This is a genomic window from Thiomicrorhabdus sp. zzn3 (assembly GCF_029767755.1).
Classification (GTDB): domain Bacteria; phylum Pseudomonadota; class Gammaproteobacteria; order Thiomicrospirales; family Thiomicrospiraceae; genus Thiomicrorhabdus.
This window is the reverse complement of record NZ_JARUQS010000001.1, coordinates 395,478-412,253: the sequence shown is the minus strand read 5'-3', so window position 1 is coordinate 412,253 and position 16,776 is coordinate 395,478. Positions and strand designations below refer to the sequence as shown.

At 48.7% G+C, this 16,776-nt stretch carries 21 protein-coding genes; 5 read left to right on the top strand and 16 right to left on the bottom strand.

Annotation, left to right across the window (positions count from 1 at the left end):
• Nucleotides 1-22 precede the first annotated feature (22 nt).
• From QCB44_RS01835 to QCB44_RS01760, 16 genes are all read right to left on the bottom strand, one after another.
• On the bottom strand, nt 23-679 hold the full coding sequence (locus QCB44_RS01835; protein WP_279407625.1) for a cytochrome c1: 657 nt from the start codon (nt 677-679) through the stop codon (nt 23-25).
• A complete protein-coding gene (locus QCB44_RS01830; RefSeq protein ID WP_279407624.1) occupies nt 679-1,929 on the bottom strand; it encodes a cytochrome bc complex cytochrome b subunit in 1,251 nt (416 codons plus the stop codon). Before QCB44_RS01830 ends, QCB44_RS01835 begins: the two co-directional genes overlap by 1 nt.
• The gene (petA, locus tag QCB44_RS01825; RefSeq protein WP_279407623.1) at nt 1,929-2,546 is read right to left on the bottom strand and encodes a ubiquinol-cytochrome c reductase iron-sulfur subunit; all 618 of its coding nucleotides are present in this window, start codon (nt 2,544-2,546) and stop codon (nt 1,929-1,931) included. Before petA ends, QCB44_RS01830 begins: the two co-directional genes overlap by 1 nt.
• A 152-nt stretch (nt 2,547-2,698) precedes the next feature.
• Nucleotides 2,699-3,439 carry a Nif3-like dinuclear metal center hexameric protein gene (locus QCB44_RS01820; protein WP_279407622.1) on the bottom strand — a complete coding sequence of 247 codons (741 nt, stop codon included), beginning with the start codon at nt 3,437-3,439 and terminating at the stop codon, nt 2,699-2,701.
• A gap of 128 nt (nt 3,440-3,567) precedes the next feature.
• A complete protein-coding gene (gene hisD, locus QCB44_RS01815; RefSeq protein ID WP_279407621.1) occupies nt 3,568-4,869 on the bottom strand; it encodes a histidinol dehydrogenase in 1,302 nt (433 codons plus the stop codon).
• A complete protein-coding gene (gene hisG / locus QCB44_RS01810) occupies nt 4,862-5,503 on the bottom strand; it encodes an ATP phosphoribosyltransferase (protein WP_279407620.1) in 642 nt (213 codons plus the stop codon). Before hisG ends, hisD begins: the two co-directional genes overlap by 8 nt.
• 47 nt (nt 5,504-5,550) lie before the next feature.
• The gene (gene murA, locus QCB44_RS01805) at nt 5,551-6,813 is read right to left on the bottom strand and encodes a UDP-N-acetylglucosamine 1-carboxyvinyltransferase (RefSeq protein ID WP_279407619.1); all 1,263 of its coding nucleotides are present in this window, start codon (nt 6,811-6,813) and stop codon (nt 5,551-5,553) included.
• Between the two features lie 32 nt (nt 6,814-6,845).
• Nucleotides 6,846-7,064: a BolA/IbaG family iron-sulfur metabolism protein gene (locus tag QCB44_RS01800; protein ID WP_279407618.1), complete on the bottom strand. Its 219-nt coding sequence runs from the start codon at nt 7,062-7,064 to the stop codon at nt 6,846-6,848.
• 25 nt (nt 7,065-7,089) lie between these two features.
• Nucleotides 7,090-7,860, bottom strand: coding sequence for an ABC transporter permease (locus QCB44_RS01795; RefSeq protein ID WP_279407617.1), 771 nt, complete (start codon nt 7,858-7,860; stop codon nt 7,090-7,092).
• Nucleotides 7,857-8,774, bottom strand: a complete 918-nt coding sequence (locus tag QCB44_RS01790; RefSeq protein WP_279407616.1) for an ABC transporter ATP-binding protein — start codon at nt 8,772-8,774, stop codon at nt 7,857-7,859. Before QCB44_RS01790 ends, QCB44_RS01795 begins: the two co-directional genes overlap by 4 nt.
• A gap of 88 nt (nt 8,775-8,862) precedes the next feature.
• Nucleotides 8,863-9,162: an STAS domain-containing protein gene (locus QCB44_RS01785; RefSeq protein ID WP_279407615.1), complete on the bottom strand. Its 300-nt coding sequence runs from the start codon at nt 9,160-9,162 to the stop codon at nt 8,863-8,865.
• Nucleotides 9,162-9,800 (bottom strand): ABC transporter substrate-binding protein, encoded by a 639-nt coding sequence (locus QCB44_RS01780; protein ID WP_279407614.1) that lies wholly within the window; start codon nt 9,798-9,800, stop codon nt 9,162-9,164. Before QCB44_RS01780 ends, QCB44_RS01785 begins: the two co-directional genes overlap by 1 nt.
• A gap of 2 nt (nt 9,801-9,802) precedes the next feature.
• Nucleotides 9,803-10,267 carry an outer membrane lipid asymmetry maintenance protein MlaD gene (gene mlaD, locus QCB44_RS01775; RefSeq protein WP_279407613.1) on the bottom strand — a complete coding sequence of 155 codons (465 nt, stop codon included), beginning with the start codon at nt 10,265-10,267 and terminating at the stop codon, nt 9,803-9,805.
• 56 nt (nt 10,268-10,323) lie between these two features.
• Nucleotides 10,324-11,109, bottom strand: a complete 786-nt coding sequence (mlaE, locus tag QCB44_RS01770) for a lipid asymmetry maintenance ABC transporter permease subunit MlaE (protein ID WP_279407612.1) — start codon at nt 11,107-11,109, stop codon at nt 10,324-10,326.
• The gene (locus QCB44_RS01765) at nt 11,109-11,918 is read right to left on the bottom strand and encodes an ATP-binding cassette domain-containing protein (protein ID WP_279407611.1); all 810 of its coding nucleotides are present in this window, start codon (nt 11,916-11,918) and stop codon (nt 11,109-11,111) included. The genes mlaE and QCB44_RS01765 overlap by 1 nt, the downstream gene beginning before the upstream one ends.
• A 155-nt stretch (nt 11,919-12,073) precedes the next feature.
• Nucleotides 12,074-12,676, bottom strand: coding sequence for a hypothetical protein (locus QCB44_RS01760; protein WP_279407610.1), 603 nt, complete (start codon nt 12,674-12,676; stop codon nt 12,074-12,076).
• Nucleotides 12,677-12,904: 228 nt separating this feature from the next.
• Here QCB44_RS01760 and QCB44_RS01755 point away from each other — a divergent pair, with 228 nt between their 5' ends.
• From QCB44_RS01755 to lptB, 5 genes are all read left to right on the top strand, one after another.
• Nucleotides 12,905-13,897, top strand: a complete 993-nt coding sequence (locus tag QCB44_RS01755) for a calcium/sodium antiporter (RefSeq protein WP_279407609.1) — start codon at nt 12,905-12,907, stop codon at nt 13,895-13,897.
• A 28-nt stretch (nt 13,898-13,925) separates the two neighbouring features.
• Entirely contained in the window at nt 13,926-14,468 is a 543-nt protein-coding gene (locus QCB44_RS01750; protein ID WP_279407608.1) for an HAD hydrolase family protein, read from the top strand.
• 171 nt (nt 14,469-14,639) lie between these two features.
• Nucleotides 14,640-15,248 (top strand): LPS export ABC transporter periplasmic protein LptC, encoded by a 609-nt coding sequence (gene lptC, locus QCB44_RS01745; protein ID WP_279407607.1) that lies wholly within the window; start codon nt 14,640-14,642, stop codon nt 15,246-15,248.
• Between the two features lie 15 nt (nt 15,249-15,263).
• Nucleotides 15,264-15,842: a lipopolysaccharide transport periplasmic protein LptA gene (gene lptA, locus QCB44_RS01740; protein ID WP_279407606.1), complete on the top strand. Its 579-nt coding sequence runs from the start codon at nt 15,264-15,266 to the stop codon at nt 15,840-15,842.
• Between the two features lie 3 nt (nt 15,843-15,845).
• Nucleotides 15,846-16,568 carry an LPS export ABC transporter ATP-binding protein gene (gene lptB, locus QCB44_RS01735; RefSeq protein ID WP_279407605.1) on the top strand — a complete coding sequence of 241 codons (723 nt, stop codon included), beginning with the start codon at nt 15,846-15,848 and terminating at the stop codon, nt 16,566-16,568.
• The last annotated feature ends 208 nt before the right edge of the window (nt 16,569-16,776 follow it).

Below are 16,776 nucleotides of genomic sequence, written 5' to 3'. Positions count from 1 at the left end.
AAGAGCGAGGATCAAACAGCCATCAGTGCTTGATATCACGCCAATATTCTTTCTTCAGAATATAAGTCAGAAGCAACAAGACAAGTAAGAAGGCAATGACCTTCCACCCCAGGTCTAAACGCTGCATCTTGCCCGGTTCACCGGCATACTCTAGGAAGTTAGCGATATCACGCGCAGCCTGAGCATAATCTTCGCTCGACGCATGACGCTGAATCCCTTCCAAGACATTCGGCATGGAGGTGCCTTTCAATACGGTATTGTCCCAGTTGCCGTTTTCATCCTGATGATAAGCGCGCAGGAAAGTGTAGATATAATCGGTTCCCTTCAGACGCGCCATTAAAGAAAGATCAGGCGGCTCGGTACCCAACACGTCCAAGGCCACGCCAGGAAGCATACGCGTGGTGACGTCATCCACCACTTTATTCTGACCATAAGCCATTTTGGCAACCACTTCTTCATCGCTCCAACCGATGTCACGGGCAATACGGTTGTAACGCATATACTTCAAAGAGTGACAGGCCATACAGTAGTTGGAAAACAGCACGGCTCCACGCTGTAAAGAGTCCTGATCGCGCAAATTGTTCTGCGCGGGTTCAAGCTCAATCGCCGGACCGCCGGCCGCCATGACCGACAAAGGCAACATTAAATAAAAACTAGCAATAGCGATAAGTTTTTTCATTAGTGAACCCTCTCCGGTACTGGCTTGGTTTTCTCATTAGCCGAGGTAAACGGCAATACTAAGAAGAATCCAAAATACAACAACGTGAAAATCTGCGCCGCTTTCGTCAGCTCAGGTGTCGCGGGTTGCGTCCCCAACCAACCTAAAACGATAAAACTGATGACAAACATCGTTAACAGCAACTTGAAAGAAAGACCGCGATAACGGATCGACTTCACTTTACAACGGTCCAGCCACGGCATCGCAAACAGCACGGCAATCGCCGCTCCCATGGCCACCACGCCCAGGAACTTATCCGGTACTGCACGCAGAATCGCATAGTAAGGCGTAAAGTACCAAACCGGCGCAATATGTTCAGGCGTCTTCAAGGGGTTGGCCGGTTCAAAGTTAGGCGGTTCCAAGAAATACCCGCCCCCTTCTGGCCAATAGAAGACAACCAAGGCAAACGGAATCATAAAGAAGACCGCCCCCATGGTGTCCTTCACCGAGTAGTAAGGATGGAACGGAATGCCATCGATCGGCAGACCCGCTTCGTTTTTGTATTTTTTGATCTCTACGCCATCCGGGTTATTCGAACCGACGCGGTGCAGCGCCACAATGTGCATGAACACCAGAATAATCAGCACCAACGGCAGAGCAATCACGTGCAAGGCAAAGAAACGGTTCAAGGTGGCATCCGAGATAACGAAGTCACCACGCACCCAAACCGCCAAGTCCGGGCCAATCACAGGGATGGCACCAAACAGGGAAATAATCACCTGTGCTCCCCAGTAAGACATTTGCCCCCAAGGCAACAGATACCCCATAAAGGCTTCCGCCATCAATACCAGGAAGATAAACATTCCTAGCAGCCAAACCAGCTCACGCGGTTCTTTGTACGACCCATAAAGCAGTCCGCGCATCATATGCAGATAGATGACAATAAAGAAGGCTGAAGCGCCGGTAGAGTGCATATAGCGGATCAACCATCCCCACTCAACATCACGCATAATATATTCAATCGAGTTGAAGGCTTCAGCGGCGCTTGGCTTATAACTCATGGTCAACCAAATACCGGTAATAAACTGATTCACCAACACCAGCAACGCCAATGAACCAAAGAAATACCAGAAGTTGAAGTTTTTCGGCGCATAGTATTCGCCAACATGCTCATTCCAGGTGCTGACCAGCGGATAGCGACGATCCAACCAAGCCAACAGTGAATTTTGTTTTTTCTGGGTAGCCTGTTGATTAGACTCTTGATAAGACATTAGGCAACTCCCTCTTTTTGTGGATCTTCACCGATACGAATCACGTTCGCGGTTTTAAAGTGGTGAGGCGGGATTTCCAGGTTGGTGGGTGCAGGCACCGATTGGAACACGCGTCCGGCCAAATCAAAACGTGAACCATGGCATGGACAGAAGAAACCGCCCTGCCAATCCGCACCCACATCCGGCGAACCGATCGCTGGACGATAAAGAGGAGCGCAGCCCAAGTGGGTACAAATACCAACCACTACCAAATATTCTTTATTAATTGCTCGTGAAGGGTTCTGGCAATAGCTCGGCTGAATGGATTCTTGCGATGCCGGATCTCTCAACTGTTTGTCTAATGACTCTAAACGCTCCAACATTTCCGGAGTACGGCGAACCACCCATACCGGCTTGCCGCGCCAAGAGACAGTTAACATCTGACCGGGTTGCAGTTTGCTGACATCCACATCCACCGGCGCACCGGCTGCTTTCGCTTTTTCACTTGGTTGCCAAGAGCTGACAAAGGGGACCGCCAAAAAGGTCGCTCCAGCGGCGCCGACAACGCCCGTTGCTCCTGTTAGGATTTTGCGACGTTGCAGGTCAACGCCTGTGCTTTTTTGTTCTTTTGTCGACATATTGTCTTCCTATTATTCACAAGCAAAGGCCCTATATTTTACCTAAGCGGGTTCTAAACTTAAATGAGTTTGCTTATGATACCAGAAATAAATTCTATCTATAACATCTCATTCAATAGATTAATTACGTAACGAACAGTGCTTTCGCCCTGTCAGACGGGATTGGGGATGTCTACAAAATGACAACTCAAGCCGAATTTATCCGCCAAATGCTCACCCAAAGCCTTAATGCCGAGTCGCTCCGTAGCGTGATGCCCAGCGGCCAGGTAGTGAATTCCTCCTTCCATGGCCAAATGGGTGGTCTGTTCGGAAACTTCCCCACTGATATACAGGTCGGCTCCCCAAGCTAATGCCTGATCAATATAGCCTTGCGCACCACCGCTGCACCAGGCCACGGTTTGAATTTGCTCCGGCCCGCCCGGCAAATGCAGCGGAGCCCGGTTTAAAGAGCGTTCAACTGTTTCAACAAACTCATCAATTTGAACAGGCCTGTTGAGTTTGCCCAATCTGAGCAGGCCGGGTTGCGGGGTAATATCTTGCAACTTCCAAAGCTTGCCGAGCATGGCATTATTCCCCAGTTCGGCGTGGCCATCCAAAGGTAAATGATAGGCCATTAAATTAATGTCGTGCGTCAACAGCAATTTGATGCGCTTCTGTTTAAAACCGACAATTTCAACCGGCTCACTTTTCCAGAAATAGCCGTGATGCACTAGGATTGCATCCGCATTCAGGCGAATCGCTTCGTCAATCAGCGCTTGACACGCGGTGACGCCGGTCACAATCGTTTTAATCTCTTGCTTGCCTTCGACCTGAAGTCCATTCGGCGCGTAATCTTTATAGTCCGCAACCTGTAAATAAGTCTGCAGATAGGAAACCAACTCGTCGCGTTGCATAACTGACTCCTTGCATTTAAAACCACCCAAAACCAGGCCTGCTGAGTTTAAATCGCTTTTTCGGGCTAAAAAAAACCACCAAAATTGGTGGTTTTTTTAAATAGCTTTATTTGAAGAGGTTACTCAAATCACCCTTTTACACGGTAACGTGCCGAAGCCGCGTGTGCTTGCAAACCTTCACCGTCGGCTAGAATACCGGCCACCTTACCAAGCGTGTTAGCGCCCTCTTCAGAAACCATAATCAGGCTGGAACGCTTCTGGAAGTCATACACGCCCAACGGTGACGAGAAACGCGCGGTACGTGAAGTCGGCAATACGTGGTTAGGCCCGGCGCAGTAATCACCAAGCGCCTCGGCCGTATAGCGACCCATAAAGATGGCGCCCGCGTGACGGATCTTCGGCAACAACGCTTTAGGGTCATCCACGGACAACTCCAAGTGCTCCGGTGCGATGAGGTTAATCATCTCCACCGCCTGCTCTTCATTATCGACCACAATAATCGCACCGCGATCGTCTAAAGCCTTACGGATAATTTCCTGACGCGGCATGGTCGGCAACAGCTTGTTCATGCTTTCATAGACTTTTTCGGCAAACTCCGCATCTTGCGTCACCAAAATCGCTTGCGCGTCTTCATCGTGCTCCGCTTGCGAGAACAGATCCACTGCAATCCAATCCGGATCGGTTTTACCGTCGCAGTACACCAAAATTTCCGACGGCCCGGCGATCATATCAATACCGACGGTTCCGAACACCAAACGCTTGGCTGTCGCCACAAAGATGTTACCCGGACCGACAATCTTATCCACGGCCGGCACGGTTTCCGTACCGTACGCCAAAGCGGCAACCGCTTGCGCACCGCCAAGCGTGAATACTCGATCTACACCGCAGATCGCGGCAGCCGCCAACACCATTTCGTTCACCTCACCGTCCGGGGTCGGCACCACCATAATCAATTTTTCAACGCCCGCCACTTTCGCTGGAATCGCGTTCATGATGACGGATGATGGATAAGCCGCCTTTCCGCCCGGAACATAGAGGCCCACCGAATCCAAAGGTGTAACCTGCTGTCCCAACATGGTGCCGTCGGCTTCTTCGTAAGTCCAAGACTCTTGAATTTGGCGCTCATGGTAGGCACGCACACGCTCTGCAGAAATTTCCAGTGACTCGCGCTGATCGGCTGGAATCGCTTGCAACGCTTGTTGTAAACGTTCTTGAGAGATTTCCAATTCCGCAGCGGAATTTAGCGACAAACGGTCAAATTTGGCGGTGTACTCCAACAGAGCTGCATCACCTTCGTTACGAACGCGTGCGCAGACTTCGTTGACGATATCATTGACCGACTGGTTCGATACCGTTTCCCACGCCAACAATTGATCCAACTCTTCTCTAAAGCCTGCTGCGTTAGCAGATAAACGACGAATATTAAGCATTTTGTTTCTCTATCACTGTTTGGAATTGTTTAACAATTTCATTAATCTGTTCAAATTTAGTTTTGTATGCATGCTGATTCACGATCAAACGCGAACTGATATCGGCGATATGCTCCAGCGGAACCAATCCATTGGCACGCAAGGTATTTCCCGTATCCACCAAATCCACAATACGATCCGCCAGATCAATCAACGGCGCGATCTCCATGGAACCGTACAATTTGATCAAATCGACCTGCTCACCTTTCTCGGCATAATAGGCCTGAGCGGATTTAAGATATTTGGTCGCAATCTTGAGGCGATGGCCGTGCGGTTTTTCAACTTCGGGACCGGCTACCATCAATTTACACTTAGCGATCTGCAAATCCAGAAGCTCATACAGGTTGTCCGCAGGCGCTTCCATCAACACATCTTTACCGGCCACACCGATATCCGCTGCGCCATGGGCCACATACGTCGGCGCATCGGTTGCACGGACAATCAACAAGCGCACATTATCGTGGTTTGTCGGGATAATCAATTTACGACTTTTACTAGGATCTTCCAGCGGTTCAATCCCGGCGGCTTCCAGTAAAGGCACAGTGTCTTTATAAATGCGCCCTTTTGAAAGTGCAATGGTTAAAGGCTGTTTCATAATCTACATCAATCACTTAAAAATTAAAATTCGTTTTTAGACGCAATCTATTCGTCCGTTACGCGATAAATATGCGCGCCTAATTTATGGAACTTTTCTTCAATCAGTTCGTAACCACGGTCGATATGGTAAACGCGCTCGACCACGGTCTCCCCTTCCGCCACCAGGCCTGCCAGGATTAAACTGGCCGAGGCGCGCAGATCGGTCGCCATCACGCGTGCTCCAGTCAGCTTTTTCACCCCTTTGATATAAGCGGTATTGCCTTCTACGCGAATATCGGCCCCCATACGAATCAACTCGGAAACATGCATAAAACGATTCTCAAAGATCGTTTCGGTAATCGTCGACTCGCCTTCTGCCAACGTATTCATAACCAAAAACTGCGCCTGCATATCGGTAGGGAATGCCGGATAAGGATCTGTTACAATATTGACCGGTTTAAGGGCACGATCACGCATGTCCAGGGTAATCGCATCACCCTCTATTTCAATCAACGCCCCGGCTTCTTCGAACTTATCCAGTACGGCGGTTAAATGCCCCGGATTTGCTTTGGTTACCGTAACCCGGCTATGGGTGATTGCCGCGGCCGCCAAATAGGTTCCGGCTTCAATCCGGTCGGGAATCACGCTGTAATTCACGCCTTTAAGCGCATCCACCCCTTCGACGACTAATACATCGCTGCCAATTCCGGAAATTTTCGCGCCCATCTCATTCAGAAAGTGCGCCAAGTCCACTACTTCAGGCTCTCTGGCCGCATTGCGCAGTGTGGTCGTTCCTTCCGCCAGAACGGCCGCCATCAACAGGTTTTCCGTTCCGGTGACCGTCACCGGATGCATCGTAATATCTGCGCCTTTCAAGCGGTCACATTTGGCAATGATATACCCGTTTTCAACTCGAATCTCCGCCCCCATCTTCTGCATTCCCTCAATATGGATATTGACGGGGCGGGAACCGATGGCACATCCGCCGGGCAGGGAAACTTTGGCCTCACCAAAACGGGCCAACAAAGGCCCCAAGACCAAAATAGAGGCACGCATGGTTTTGACCAGATCATACTCGGCCTCTTTGACCACCACATGAGATGCATCGATTTCGATATTCAGACGTTCGTCAAAGGTGATCACCACCCCCATTGACGCCAGCAACTGAATCGTGGTGGTCACATCTTTAAGATGTGGGACATTTGATAGGGTCACCGAGGTTTCAGCCATAAGACAGCCCATCAGAATCGGCAAAGCGGCATTTTTAGAACCCGAAATTTCAACTGTGCCAGCGAGTTGACCGCGGCTATCTATGACTAACTTATCCATCTTTTACGTCTTAAACTCAATCTGCGCTAACTTTATTTCACAAGGGTCTTAATCGACAGAGCGTGCAGCTCTCCGCTCTCAAATTGAGTTTTAAAGATATCATTCACCATTCTATGGCGCTGAAGCGGGCTTTTACCTTCAAATTCGGAACTGGTGACCACGACCGAAAAATTGCAATCCGCTCCTGACATTTCCACTTGCGCGTCAGAAATCGCCGCCTGAATCATTTCTTTAATCTTATCTGGAGACATCTGTTACATCTTGACCTATTAAAAATTATTTGCGTATTTTAACGCCTTTATTCAATAAAATCAGATTAATCGCGGTTATCAACAGCAAGAACCCGACGGTAACCACCAAACTTAACCCCGCCGATACGTCAGACTGTTTGAAGAAACCATAACGGAAACCATCTACCATATAAAAGAACGGATTAAAGTGAGAAACGGTTTGCCAAATCTCCGGCAACGCATGAATCGAATAAAACACGCCGCTTAAAAAAGTCAAAGGCATAATGATAAAGTTCTGAAACGCGGCCAGATGATCATATTTATCCGACAAAATACCGGCCAGCATGCCCAGCCCGCCCATCATCGCCGCGCTGAGTACGGCAAACAGCAAAACCCACCCCGGCGCATTAAACGCCAGGTCAAAGCCGATGCTGCCTACGACTAAAATACCAATTCCCACTGCCAGACCGCGAATCACGGATGCAGCGATGAACGCCAGGTAAAATTCCAGCGGCGAGATCGGACTTAATAAGGCAAATGTCAAATTGCCGTGCATTTTCGATTGGATCAAGCTGGATGAAGTATTGGCAAACGCGTTTTGCAAAATCGCCATCATCACCAACCCCGGTATTAAAAACTGGCTGTAATTCAGACCACTAAATACCTCAATCTGGGTGTCGATCACCTGACCGAATACTAACAGGTACAACAGGGTTGAAACCACCGGCGCAAAAATCGTCTGCACCGCCACCGAATAAAAGCGTCGAACCTCTTTAACAAACAGAGCCCAAGCCCCAGCAAAATTAAACTCCATCATGCCTGAGCCGCTCCTGTTAACTGCATAAAGACCTCTTCCAACGTGGCATCCCGACTGCGGATATCTTTTACCTGCAGGCCACTGCTATGAATCATGCCCAACATCTCGGACATCGTCTGCTCTTTTTCCACCTTAAACAAATGGCCGGAAGCGTCACTTTCGACCAAACGAGATGCCAACGCCTCATTCAAATCCGGATTAGCCTCTTCAAAAGAAACGCGTACATAGCGGAAAGGATGGCTCGCCAGCAACTGACTCGTCGTATCCAGCGCTTTGACTTCGCCTTTTTGCATGATCGCGACCTTTTCACACAGCGCTTCCGCCTCTTCCAGATAATGCGTGGTCAAAATAATCGTATGTCCCTGCTGGTGCAGCTCTTTGGTGAACTCCCAAAGCGTATGCCTTAGATCAACATCAACGCCTGCCGTTGGCTCATCCAGCACCAGCACCTTAGGCTTATGCACCAACGCCATGGCAATCAGAACGCGACGTTTCATGCCACCTGAAAGCTGGTTGGTAATGGCATCCGCTTTATCGACCAAGGCCAGGCGATGCAGAAGTTCATCAATCCACGCCTTCTGCTGTTTGCCTTTCAAACCGAAATACCCCGACTGCAACTCAAGCAGCTGACGGATAGAAAAGAAAGGGTCGGAAATCAACTCCTGAGGCACCAGCCCCAACAATCGACGGGTTTGGCGATAATCCTTAATGACATCACAACCGTGTACTCGAATTTGACCGCTTGACGGCACCAACAATCCCGACATCGCATTAATCAGCGTCGACTTGCCGGCACCGTTCGGTCCAAGAAGGCCAAAAAAAGCTCCTTCTTCCACGTCAAACGAAATGCCTTTAAGCGCTTCAAAATCACCGTACTGTTTGGTGACTTGTTCAAACTTTACCGCAGATGACATACTGCTTATTTACCTTAGTTTTCAATCCGAAATTTTAGAATGTTATTTTTGGCGCTTGATACAGCGCCAAACAGATGATGAGAACAGCTCAGATGACCAGAACCGATTCAAGATCATAGAGATGAAGCAGCGTTTGCAGCTGCTCGGGCAATCCTTTGATTTTAAGGGGTTGGTCCAGCTGGGATTGCCAAGAAAGCAATAATGCTAAAGCCGAACTGTCCGCCTGATGCACTGCTGTACAGTCCACCATCTCAACTTTTCCCGGCTGTTTTTCGAACTGCCGTAACAGCGTGGGAACCGTTTTGACGGTCACCACACCGGGAAGCGCCAGACTGGTTTCACTCAACCAATGCAGACTTTGATTTTCCTCTGCCGCTTTAACCACCATTAAGCCCCATTAAACTCTTTATTTTTTTCTTTCATCGTCGCGATCACTTGATCGACACCGACTTTGGAAAATTCAGAATCATAGGTTTTACGGTAACTCAAAAGCATACTGACACCTTCAACCGTCACATCGTACACCATCCACTTGTTCTGTTTTTTATCCAGATACGCACGATAAATCACATCCGTTTTATTCCCATCCGCTTGAGTGACTTCAGAAGGCACCGTGACCCGTCCGGGCTTCTCCTCAACTTGCGGTTTTACTGCGACTTGAGTGATTTTCAGTTTCAGCAGACTTTGCGAATAAGAGCGCAACAACGTCGTCGTAAACTCTTCAACAAATGCATTTTGCTGTTCCTGTGTCGTCGTACGCCAATATCTTCCCATGACATAACGCGCCATTTTAGGGGTATCCACATACGGCAATACATAATGCTGAGCAAAGGCTTTAATTTTTTGCGGATTCCCTTCCAACTCTTCGCGTTGCTCGTTGAGTGCATTCATCACCGTCTCGGATAACTGAGCAATCATCACTTCGGGATTATCTTGAGAAATCGTCGTTTCCTGAGCGTTAGCACCCCCCCCCGTCAATATCAAACTCAAACCAATCAGCCACACGCGCAATTTTTTGCTCAACATTTTCAATCTCCTTCACTGAACTTGACCAGGAACTGACCGATCAAATCCTCTAACACCAAGGCCGACTGGGTGAGATCCAACTGATCCCCGTCTTTTAAGACCTCTTCATCCGCCCCGATGACCAAACCAATATATTGATCCCCCAATAACCCCGAAGTTAAAATCGAACCCGACGTGTCGATCGGCAGGTCATTGTATTCGTTATAAATACTCATCACGACTTTAGCCTGATAAGTTTTCGGGTCGACACTGATATCGACCACGCGTCCCACCACTACGCCGCTGATCTTGACGGGAGCGCGCACCTTTAAACCGCCGATATTGTTGAACAACGCAGAAACCTGATAACTGGGTTTATCTTTCCAGCTATTAAAGTTACTGACCTGAAAAGCAATGACCGCCAGTGAAACCAAGGTCATTAACACAAAGGCCCCTACCCAGATTTCGACTTTAAGTTGTCTTTTCATATCTTCATTCCTTAACCGTTATAAAATCATTTTACCCGCTTTGGGTTTGCGAAACCTTAACTGAACATTAAAGTTGTCAGAATAAAATCCAAGCCAAGAACGCCTAACGAGGAGTGCACCACGGTTCTGGTCGTCGCATTACTCACACCCTCCGAAGTCGGTATCGCATCAAACCCCTGAAACAGCGAAATGACTGCGATCAATACGGCAAAGGCGACGGATTTAATAATGCCGTTAACCACATCATCCTGCCAATCAACTGAATCCTGCATCTGTGCCCAGTAAGCCCCTTCATCCACACCTAACCAACCAACGCCAACCAGGTAACCGCCCAGAACCCCCATCGCAATAAACAACAACGAAAGCATCGGCAACGCAATTAAAGCGGCGGTAAAACGTGGCGCATAAATAAACTTAAGTGGATCGACGGCCATCATTTCCAGAGCCGATATTTGTTCAGTCGAGCGCATAAGGCCGATTTCGGCCGTTAAAGCCGATCCCGCTCGTCCGGCAAACAACAGAGCCGCCACCACGGGCCCCAACTCACGTAAAAGCGACAGCGCTGTCATGGTTCCCACGGCTTCTTCGGAGTTGAAATCAACAAGAATATTATACCCCTGGAGGCTCAAAACCATGCCCACAAACAGCCCAGCGGTGAGAATAATCGGTAAAGACAAGACCCCTGCCACATACACCTGTTTGACCAACAGTTCCAGGCGCACAAACGCATTCGGAATCGCAGGCAGAATCGACACGAAGAAAAACGCCATACGGCCCAGCCCGGAGAGCACATCAAGCGCAAAACGCCCCAAATAGGTCAGCTTATTCAATATACCCTGCATCACTTTTTACCTTTTGGGCGCAAGGCCTCGAGATAACCTTCAGAAGAATAATGAAAAGGCACCGGCCCATCCGGCAACCCTTGCAAAAACTGTTGAGCGTACTCAGAACCCGAGTTCAGCACCTCATCTTTACTGCCCTGCACGATGATACGCCCTTCCGACAACACGCAAACATGATCCGCTATGGAAAGCACCTCATGCACATCGTGAGATACCACGACACTGGAAATACCCAAACTATCATTAAGTTTGCGAATCAACTCTACCAGCACCCCCATAGTAATCGGGTCCTGACCGACAAAAGGCTCATCGTAAAAAATCATTTCCGGGTCCAGGGAGATGGCTCTAGCCAATGCCACTCGGCGCGACATGCCCCCGGAAAGTTCGGAAGGCATCAAATCTCTTGCGCCCTTGAGACCAACCGCCTGCAGCTTCATCAAAACCAGGGGATAAATTAAAGATTCGGGAAGTTTGGTATGCTCTCGAAGAGGGAAGGCGACATTATCAAACACACTTAAATCTGTCAGCAAGGCGCCGCTCTGGAACAGCATCCCCATTTTCTTGCGAAGCGCATATAAGCGCGAGCGTTTTAACTTATGGACATCCTCGCCTTCAACCAATATACGCCCGCTATCCGGCTTAATTTGGCCGGCAATCAGTTTCAGCAGCGTGGTTTTACCTGTACCGCTGGGCCCCATAATCGCAGTCACCTTGCCTTTAGGAATCACCAAGTCAAGCTGATCGAAAATCTTACGACTTCCTCTGGAAAAGCTCAGATTCTGAATTTCAATCAACTTATCAGACGACATAACACCGTTCTCTCATGGTAACGCCATTGCCTAGAACAATGGATGTTTAACAGTTTTACAGAAACACTGTATTTAGAACAAGACACCAGGCCTGCTTACTTGCGAATTAACGAACCAGCTGCCGACTTCATTTTCATTTCAGACCTTAGTTTGAATTAATAACCTGAAATCTCGCCGATGACTTTAAGGTCCGTAACCTGCGCCATATTAATGGATTCCCCTCCGATAAAAAAGGGGGCACCCAGCAAATTCTCAGGCAAGCTTTGCATAAAGTTCTGTAGCATTTTTGCCTGCTCTTTCCCCTCTCTGGGCAGATCCGCCACAAAACCGAAAGGCGCTCCAGAGCAAACCTGATTCGCCCATTGCCAGCGCCAGCCAGGTAACGTCTGACTGCTTGACACCAAACTTACCGGCAAACCGCAAATCCACTCATCCGGTAGCCAATCTTCGGCAAATACCACCACCCCTCCTAGCTTGGACCCCATGTGTGATTTCACCACTTCAATCTGAGAAGCCAACACCTCACTTAAGGGTTCCGACAACGCCAAAAAGAATGAGAAATCGCCTTCCACGGCATCCAAAGCATCTTCGATTTCCTCCTCTCCCCATTGTCTCCATTGCGCCTGAGGCAACAACACAACGCGAAATGCATTACTGTAATAGTCCAATTCCCAGTCTTGCGGCAGATCTTCAGGATAAAAAGTCCCAAGCCAATCCGCATGCTGCCAACCAAACGTACCAATTTGCAGATTATTCATACCGTTTGCTCCTCCATTGCCCAGTTTGAATCACCATGAAAAACTTTATCTTCAGGCCACATAAGAAACGCACGCTCCACCATAGCATTTAAAATGTCGGCTATTTTACTATCTTTTATCATTCCGACTTAGACATAAAAAAAACTTATTAAAACAAGACTCTTTAGTTATAATGTTGCGCTAAATAAACCGTGCAAATTGCGACAAAAACAGACAGATTGAGACATTATGGCAACTGCCCTGCTTCTTCCCAGCTTTATTCTTCTGATTGGCCTTGCCCTTTTGGTATGGAGTTCAGACGTTTTTATTGACGGTTCAGTCAGCACCGCCAAACACCTTTCAATCTCACCACTGATTATCGGCGTTGTCGTGCTTGGTTTTGGAACCTCTATGCCGGAAGTACTGGTGGCCATTCAAGCCTCGCTTGACAACAGCCCTGAACTGGCGATCGGAAACGCTGTTGGTTCCAACATCGCCAACATCGGCCTCGTTCTAGGGGTGACCGCCATCATCGCACCTATTGCAGTTAAATCGTCATTGATCAAGCGCGAAATCCCTGTCTTGCTGGCCATTTCCATTGGCGCATACCTACTCGTCATCGACCAACGCTTGGAGTTTATCGACGGCCTGATTCTATTAGCAGGCCTGGTGATTGCTATGATCTGGATGATTCGCGTCAATAAAGACGCCGACCCACGCGATCCGCTCACCAGCGAGACGTCGCAAGCCGTCGATACCATGTCGGAGATGCCGCTCAAAAAATCGTTGATTCTCTTGATTACCGGTCTACTTATTTTGATGGGAAGCGCCAAAATGATGGTGTGGGGCGCAGTCGAGATTGCCCAATATTTTGAAGTCTCGGAACTGGTCATTGGCTTGACCATTATTGCCATCGGGACCAGCCTGCCGGAATTAGCCGCCGCCATCAGTGCTGCACTCAAAAACGAAGCCGATTTAATGATCGGCAATATCGTCGGTTCCAATCTGTTCAATATTTTGGCCGTCATGTCTGTTCCCGCTTTGCTGGCACCGACCGTACTTGAAAGCGCCCTGCTAAACGAAGATTTCCCGATCATGCTTGGCTTTACGCTTGCCATGCTGGTTTTAGCCCTGTCGCGTCGCGGCGGCCCTTCAATGATCAATAAATTTAAAGGGGTGCTTCTGTTTATCGCCTTTATCAGCTATATCGCATTGCTATACATGCGATCCATTGCCGCCTAAGCCAGACACAAGCCCAACTCGGAGTCTTATGATGTTTTCAGAAAAGTTGATGGCGAAAGCCGAAAAAATCAAACTACTGCTATTAGACGTTGATGGCGTTCTCACCAACAATTTTCTCTATTACAGCGATGACGGACAAGAACTGAAAAGCTTTTATACCCGCGATGGGCACGGCATGGTGATGCTGCAAAAATCCGGCGTCGATATCGGCATTATCACCGGGCGCAAATCTCAGTTAGTTGCCAATCGTATGCGTGACCTCAAGGTGAAACACGTTTATCAGGGGGTACCTGACAAGTTACCCACTTTTCTCCAGCTGATGGATTCCTTGCAAATCGGCTTTGATGAAGTGGCCTATATCGGTGACGACATCCTTGACCTCCCCATCCTGACCCGTGTGGGCCTATCGGCGACGCCTGCCGATGGTGATCCGGAGGTCAAATCTCGTGTGGATCACATCTCCACCTTTGAAGGAGGACGCGGATGCGTCCGCGAAATGTGCGAACTGCTAATGAAAGCGCAGGGCCGTTGGCAACAGCATATGGATTTCTACTTGCGCGAGTCGCTCTAAACCAAAAATCCATCCAGGGCAGCTCTAAACCTCACCAACGGTTATCGTAAAAAACTTCTCCGCCAAGGCGACTCGTACTAAAATACAGAGGCCTGACCACCAAACGCACCGCCTTTTCAACCAGTGCATGATTGCGTAAAGTAACTTAACAAGCGATGACCGGAGAAACGGATGTTTAACGCCCGATTCATTATTTTCACTCTACTTTTATCCGCGCTCGCTTTATGGATTGCATTTAAACAATCGCCCACTTCGATTCAAATCACCGACTCGTCACTCAAGTCGACTGATTACAGCTGGCAACTTTTCAACAGCACGACCTGGCAATTTGAAAAAAAGAGCGAACCGCGCCACATCATTACCCAAGCAGACAGCGTGTTTTATCAGGAATCGCAAAAAAGCAGCGACTTAAGGCAACCGGTCATCACACTGATCGAACCTGAGCAAACCATCACTATCGAAAGCCGCTCAGGAAAAACCCTGGATGACTCATTGATTGAACTTGAGGGCCATGTGCAGCTGCGCCAATACGCATTGCCAATTGCAAAGATTGGAACAACAAGCCAAAATAGCCTCTTGAAAACCGAACAGATCACTTATAATGCCAATACTCAACAGGCCTATACGGATCTACCGGTCACACTGACTCACCAAAAAAATGTGACCAGTGGAACCGGCCTGAGAGCGGACATTGCAAATCGCCATTTTCAACTGCTCTCCAATGTAGAAGGGCTATACCAAGTAGAAGAGACTGGCCACTCTAAATCAACGCCCAAGTAATAAAATGGAATGTGAATGAGACCGCTTCGAACGCTTTTCCTAGCCACCTTTCTTGGACTTCCCGCATTTGTTTCAATCGCCCCATCTTCGGCGGCGGCTGAAAACGCCAACAATACGAAAACGGTGAAGCAAGCTCTGCCTGACGATCAGCAGCCTATTCACATCACCGCAGACTCGCTGGACATTCAAGACTTAAAAGGAATCAGCGTTTACAAAGGCAACGTGGAAATCACTCAAGGCAAAATGTCCCTCTACGGCGATCAGGTCACACTTTATCACCCGCAACGAGACATCCAAAAAATCGAAGTTACCGGCCAACCCGCTCGTTTCAAACGTTTTGACCCTGTCGAACAAAGCTGGGTAACCGGACAAGCCGATTTTATCGATTACCGCGCCACCTCCAAAACCGTTCTTTTAACCGGTAACGCCGTAGTGGAACAGCCCGGAAAGCATAATATTAAAGGGCCAAAGCTATTCTATGACATGCAAAAACAGACGCTGCAAGCGGAAAGTACACCGCAACAAAAGCAGCGTATTTCCGTGACCATCACTCCTGAAAACCAACCCGATAAAAACCGAGAGCAACAGGATTAGACAGTGACTCACTTTTACGCTCGCAACCTCGCTAAGAGTTATAAAAAACGCACTGTAGTCACCTCCGTCGATCTGGATGTGTACAACGGCCAGGTCGTTGGCCTGCTTGGACCCAACGGGGCCGGAAAAACCACCACGTTCTATATGATGACCGGGCTGGTGACCAATGACAGCGGTGAAATCTACCTGGGTAATGAGGAGATCAGTCGCCTACCGATCCACGAACGCGCCCGCCGCGGCATCGGCTATCTACCACAGGAAGCCTCCGTGTTTCGCAAACTCACCGTGGAAGAGAATATCCGTGCCATTCTGGAAATGCGCTCGGAGCTTGATCGGGATCAGCGCAATGCCATTTTTGAACACCTGATCGATGATTTGCAAATCGGCCATATTTTGGAACAACCCGGGCAAGCCCTCTCCGGCGGCGAGCGTCGGCGCGTGGAAATTGCCCGTGCCTTGGCCATGGAGCCGCGTTTCATTCTGCTGGACGAACCCTTTGCCGGCGTGGATCCGATTTCTGTAAAAGACATTCAAAGCATCATTCTTCACCTGAAAGACAAAGGTATCGGCGTTTTAATCACCGACCACAATGTTCGCGAAACCCTAGGCGTATGTGATCACGCCTATATTCTCCATGCCGGGACGATTCTCGCCTCGGGAACGCCGGAAGAAATTCTCAACCACAGCGAAGTCAAACGCGTCTACTTAGGTGAAGATTTTGCTTAATTCACCTCGCTTCATAGAAAACGTTGTTGCCTAATTCTGCCAACCAAGCCACTCCTGACTCCAATCGGTTTAACGCCACAAAAACGGTTTTTACAAACAGCAAAGTCCGGAATTAATCTGCTAATTTTTGAGTACTTAATGTTATACTGAAAGTGAAATTAAAAAGTGACCTTAAAGCCCAAATACAATGAAAATAGTGACTTGAGGA

Bases quoted from the DNA above. Each gene is read 5' to 3' on its own strand.
- QCB44_RS01795 (WP_279407617.1), bottom strand. From the start codon at position 7,860: ATGATGGAGTTTAATTTTGCTGGGGCTTGGGCTCTGTTTGTTAAAGAG.
- QCB44_RS01750 (WP_279407608.1), top strand. From the start codon at position 13,926: ATGATGTTTTCAGAAAAGTTGATGGCGAAAGCCGAAAAAATCAAACTA.
- QCB44_RS01760 (WP_279407610.1), bottom strand. From the start codon at position 12,676: ATGAATAATCTGCAAATTGGTACGTTTGGTTGGCAGCATGCGGATTGG.
- QCB44_RS01790 (WP_279407616.1), bottom strand. From the start codon at position 8,774: ATGTCATCTGCGGTAAAGTTTGAACAAGTCACCAAACAGTACGGTGAT.
- petA (WP_279407623.1), bottom strand. From the start codon at position 2,546: ATGTCGACAAAAGAACAAAAAAGCACAGGCGTTGACCTGCAACGTCGC.
- QCB44_RS01835 (WP_279407625.1), bottom strand. From the start codon at position 679: ATGAAAAAACTTATCGCTATTGCTAGTTTTTATTTAATGTTGCCTTTG.
- QCB44_RS01800 (WP_279407618.1), bottom strand. From the start codon at position 7,064: ATGTCTCCAGATAAGATTAAAGAAATGATTCAGGCGGCGATTTCTGAC.
- QCB44_RS01755 (WP_279407609.1), top strand. From the start codon at position 12,905: ATGGCAACTGCCCTGCTTCTTCCCAGCTTTATTCTTCTGATTGGCCTT.
- lptC (WP_279407607.1), top strand. From the start codon at position 14,640: ATGTTTAACGCCCGATTCATTATTTTCACTCTACTTTTATCCGCGCTC.
- murA (WP_279407619.1), bottom strand. From the start codon at position 6,813: ATGGATAAGTTAGTCATAGATAGCCGCGGTCAACTCGCTGGCACAGTT.
- QCB44_RS01820 (WP_279407622.1), bottom strand. From the start codon at position 3,439: ATGCAACGCGACGAGTTGGTTTCCTATCTGCAGACTTATTTACAGGTT.
- hisD (WP_279407621.1), bottom strand. From the start codon at position 4,869: ATGCTTAATATTCGTCGTTTATCTGCTAACGCAGCAGGCTTTAGAGAA.
- QCB44_RS01780 (WP_279407614.1), bottom strand. From the start codon at position 9,800: ATGTTGAGCAAAAAATTGCGCGTGTGGCTGATTGGTTTGAGTTTGATA.
- mlaE (WP_279407612.1), bottom strand. From the start codon at position 11,109: ATGCAGGGTATATTGAATAAGCTGACCTATTTGGGGCGTTTTGCGCTT.
- hisG (WP_279407620.1), bottom strand. From the start codon at position 5,503: ATGAAACAGCCTTTAACCATTGCACTTTCAAAAGGGCGCATTTATAAA.
- lptA (WP_279407606.1), top strand. From the start codon at position 15,264: ATGAGACCGCTTCGAACGCTTTTCCTAGCCACCTTTCTTGGACTTCCC.
- QCB44_RS01830 (WP_279407624.1), bottom strand. From the start codon at position 1,929: ATGTCTTATCAAGAGTCTAATCAACAGGCTACCCAGAAAAAACAAAAT.
- mlaD (WP_279407613.1), bottom strand. From the start codon at position 10,267: ATGAAAAGACAACTTAAAGTCGAAATCTGGGTAGGGGCCTTTGTGTTA.
- QCB44_RS01785 (WP_279407615.1), bottom strand. From the start codon at position 9,162: ATGGTGGTTAAAGCGGCAGAGGAAAATCAAAGTCTGCATTGGTTGAGT.
- QCB44_RS01765 (WP_279407611.1), bottom strand. From the start codon at position 11,918: ATGTCGTCTGATAAGTTGATTGAAATTCAGAATCTGAGCTTTTCCAGA.